Annotated in this window: 4 protein-coding genes; all 4 read right to left on the reverse strand. The window is 72.6% G+C overall.

Annotated features, from left to right (window positions below; translation table 11 throughout):
• Positions 1-152: 152 nt before the first annotated feature.
• Positions 153-1,514 carry an NAD(P)/FAD-dependent oxidoreductase gene (locus H5J29_RS24080; protein ID WP_181783311.1) on the reverse strand — a complete coding sequence of 454 codons (1,362 nt, stop codon included), beginning with the start codon at positions 1,512-1,514 and terminating at the stop codon, positions 153-155.
• A 62-nt stretch (positions 1,515-1,576) separates the two neighbouring features.
• On the reverse strand, positions 1,577-2,275 hold the full coding sequence (locus H5J29_RS24085; RefSeq protein ID WP_376768565.1) for a uracil-DNA glycosylase: 699 nt from the start codon (positions 2,273-2,275) through the stop codon (positions 1,577-1,579).
• A complete protein-coding gene (locus tag H5J29_RS24090) occupies positions 2,263-3,207 on the reverse strand; it encodes a Ppx/GppA phosphatase family protein (RefSeq protein ID WP_181783312.1) in 945 nt (314 codons plus the stop codon). The genes H5J29_RS24085 and H5J29_RS24090 overlap by 13 nt, the downstream gene beginning before the upstream one ends.
• A gap of 49 nt (positions 3,208-3,256) precedes the next feature.
• On the reverse strand, positions 3,257-3,916 hold a 660-nt coding region (locus H5J29_RS24095; protein WP_181783313.1), incomplete at its 5' end, for an NmrA family NAD(P)-binding protein.

The raw sequence follows: 3,916 nt of genomic DNA on the forward strand, positions 1-3,916 counted from the left end.
GGGGGTCAGCCGCAGCGCGACCACGGCGCCGGAACCACCGCGGGTGAGCCAGGCGTCCAGCTGCCAGCGGACACGGTCGACCACACGTCTGAACCATCACTCACACCTACCCGTCCCCGGTGAGGGAGCGGGCGCCGCGGGTGTCGCTCGGGTCAGCTCGCCTTGGCGTCCGACTCCTGGGCGACCGTCGACGGCAGCGGGGTCACCGTGCCGCCCGCGATCCGGCTGAACTCCGCCTTCGGCTCGTGGATCTGGCCCAGCGCCACGACCTCACGGCCCATCAGCAACGCGGTGGTCCAGTCCATGACGATCCGGAAGCGGCGGTTCCAGGTGGGCATCCGGCTGACGTGGTAGGTGCGGTGCATGAACCACGCCGGGAAGCCCTTGAGCTTGACGCCGTAGACCTGCGCCACGCCCTTGTACAGGCCCAGGCTCGCCACCGACCCGGCGTAGCTGTGCTTGTACGGCTTCATCTCGTACCCGCGCAGGTGCGCGACGATGTTGTCCGCCAGCACCTTCGCCTGCCGCACCGCGTGCTGTGCCGACGGGCTGGTGCGGGCGTTCGGGTCGTCCTTGGTGAGGTCCGGGATCGAGGCGCAGTCGCCGGCGCTGAACACGCCGGTCAGCCCGTTCACGGTGAGCTCGGCGGCGCACTCGACGTGCCCGCGCGGGCCGCGCGGCAGGTCGGTCTGCTCCAACATCGGGTTCGGCTTGACGCCCGCGGTCCAGACGATCGTGTCCGCGGCGAACCGCTGCCCGTCGGAGAGCTCGACGTTCCCGCCGACCATCGACTCCACGCGGGTCTTGAGGAGGACCTCGATGCCGGCGTCGAGCAGCCTGCGGACGGTGTAGGCGCCCATCTTCGGCCCGACCTCGGGCATGATCCGGTCCATCGCCTCGACCAGCACCCAGCGCAGGTCGCTCGGCTCGATCCCGGCGTAGTACCTGGTCGCGTAGCGCGCCATGTCCGCCAGCTCGGCCAGCGCCTCGACGCCCGCGTAGCCGCCACCGACCACGACGAAGGTCAGCAGCCGCTTGCGCAGCTCCTCGTCGTCCGTGGTGGAGGCCGCGTCGAGCCGCGAGAGCACGTGGTTGCGCAGGTAGATGGCCTCGCCGACGGTCTTGAAGGCGATGCCCTGCTCCGGCAGGCCGGGGACGGGGAGGGTCCGGGCGACCGAGCCGGGGGCGACGACGAGGACGTCGTACTGCAGCGTCGTGACCCCGCCCGCGGCGGTCTCGACCGTGACCTTCTTCTGCACGTCCGAGATCGCGGTAACCCGGCCGGTGAGCACGCGGCAGCCGCGCAGCACCTTGTGCAGCGGGACCACGACGTGGCGCGGCTCGATCGACCCGGCGGAGGCCTCGGGCAGGAACGGCTGGTAGGTCATGTGGGACTGGGGGTCGACGACCGTGATGTCGGCCTCCCCGCGGCGCAGCTTCTTCTGCAGCCGCAGAGCGGTGTACATGCCGACGTAGCCGCCGCCGACGATCACGATGCGTTGCGCGTGCGCCATGCCTTCATTGGTACTCCGAAGACGTAACCGACACACCCGGGAACGGTCGGTTCCGCCCTGGATCACATGAGACCTGCGGCACGCCCCGCCGCGCCGAGGACCTCCTCGAGCATCGCGGGGGTCAGCCTGCCGGTGAAGGTGTTCTGCTGCGAGACGTGGTAGCTGCCGAAGACGTGCAGCTCATCCAGCCGGACGTGCGCACCGTGCCCGAACCGCGGCCGCGGCCGGGGCACCGGCCAGCCGTTCTCCTCGAGGACCGGGAGCAGCGCCTGCCATCCGAACCCGCCCAGCACGACGACGGCGCGCAGGGTCGGGCGCAGCAGTGCGAGCTCCCTGTCGAGCCAGGGCCTGCAGGTGTCCCGCTCCTCCGGGGTGGGCTTGTTCGCGGGCGGGGCGCACTTGACCGGGGCGGTGATCCGGGTGCCGCGCAGGGCCAGACCGTCGTCGACGTGGAGGGCGGTCGGCTGGTTCGCCAACCCGACGGCGTGCAACGCGGCGTAGAGGAAGTCCCCGGAGCGGTCGCCGGTGAACATCCGCCCCGTCCGGTTCGCCCCGTGCGCGGCGGGCGCGAGGCCGACCAGCAACAACCGGGCGTCCGGCGGGCCGAAGCCGGGCACCGGGCGTCCCCAGTAGGTCCAGTCCCGGAAGGCCGCCCGCTTCTCGACGGCGACCTTCTCCCGCCACGCGACGAGGCGGGGGCAGGCGCGGCACTCGGCGACCTGCCGGTCCAGCAGGGCGAGCGGCTCGGTCAGGCGATCGATCGCGCGATCCCGTCGAGGATGTCGTGCTCGCTCACGATCATGCGGTCGATCCCGGCCTTGGCGTGGAACTCGTCCGCCAGTGCCTCGACGACGAGTGCTCCCGCCCCGATCACGTCGATCCGCCCGGGGTGCAGCGCGCCCAGCTTCTCCCGCTCGGCCCGCGGGCTGGTGATCAGCTGTTGGGCGACCCGGTGCACGTCGTCCCTGGTCAGGGTGGAGAGGTGGACGGCCTCGGGATCGTAGGAGGGCAGGTCCTGCGCGATCCCGGAGAGCGTGGTGATCGTGCCGGCCACCCCGACCCAGGTCTGCACGCCCTCGACCGGGACCTCGCGGAAGGCGTCGGCGAGGATGCCGCGGGCGACCTCACGGGCCTTCTCGACGTCCGATGCCGCGGGCGGGTCCCCCGGCAGGCAGCGCTCGGTGAGCCGGACGCTGCCGACGTCGACCGACCTCGCCGCCGTCACGCCGTCGGCGATCGTGCCCACGACGACCTCCGTGGAGCCCCCGCCGACGTCGGTGACGACGAACGGTCCGTCGTCCGGGTCGAGGTCGCCGACCGCGCCCTGGAAGGACAGCCGCGCCTCCTCGTCCCCGGAGATCACCTCGGCGTCGATCCCGAGGGTCTCGCGGACCATGCCGAAGAAGTCCTCGCGGTTCGTGGCGTCCCGGGTCGCGGAGGTGGCGACCATCCGGACGCGCTCGACCCCCTTGCGGCGCAACGCGGCGGCGTAGTCGACGAGCGCGACGCGGGTGCGCTCCAGCGCCTCGGGATCGAGCCGCTTCGTGGCGTCGACCCCCTTGCCCAGCCGCACGATCCGCATCTCCCGATGGAGGTCGCGCAGGTCGCGCGTCCCGTCGAAGACCTCCGTCACGTCGGCGATCAGGAGGCGGATCGAGTTGGTCCCGCAGTCGATGGCGGCCACCCGGGACATACGTGCTCCTACCGGTCGAGGACTCTCGACCGCCACCGTAGCGGGCCGGTCAGCCGCCGGAGAGGTGTGTCCGGAGCCGATCCGCGGCGCCCTGCGCCAACCAGTCCCGCAGGGTCCGCAGGCCGGGATGGATCACCCGCAGCGCCTCGAGGTCCGCGTGCCAGCGGTTCCCGGCCTGCCAGCTCTCCTGCACGTGCAGCATCCACGGGCCGAGCGCCGCGAGCTCCGCGGTGGGGATCTGCTCGTAGCGCACCGGGACCCCCGTCGCCTCGCCGATCAGGGCGGCGGCCTCGACCGGGGTGAGCGCGTCGCCCGCGAGCTCCAGGGTGCGGCTTGCGAAGCGGTCCGGGTCGGCGAGGGCGAGGGCGGTGAAGTCCGCGATGTCCTCCGGCGCGATCACCTGGAGCACGGCGTCCGGTGGGAAGAGGTGGCGGTGCACCCCGTCCGTGATCCCGTCGACGGGCAGTCCCACCCCGAAGTAGTTCGTCAGGAACCGGACCGGCCGCAGGACCGTGACGCGCGGGACGAGCCCGTGCAGCGCCGCCTCGATGCGTTCCTTGCCCGGCGCGGTCCGCGGGCCTGCCGCCGCGATCCCGCTGAACACCACGTGCGGGACGTCGACCGCCAGCTCGGCGAGTGCCCGGCCGCGTGTGGACTCCAGCTCGTCGTCCGGGCCGGTCGGGCCTCGCGGCTCGGGTAGGGGTCCGGG

Origin of the sequence: Pseudonocardia pini (genome assembly GCF_013870575.1) — a bacterium.
In the GTDB taxonomy this organism is placed as follows: Bacteria; Actinomycetota; Actinomycetes; order Mycobacteriales; family Pseudonocardiaceae; genus Pseudonocardia; species Pseudonocardia pini.

Excerpts from the sequence above, each read along its gene's own strand:
- H5J29_RS24080 (WP_181783311.1), bottom strand. The coding sequence starts at position 1,514 with ATGGCGCACGCGCAACGCATCGTGATCGTCGGCGGCGGCTACGTCGGC.
- H5J29_RS24090 (WP_181783312.1), bottom strand. The coding sequence starts at position 3,207 with ATGTCCCGGGTGGCCGCCATCGACTGCGGGACCAACTCGATCCGCCTC.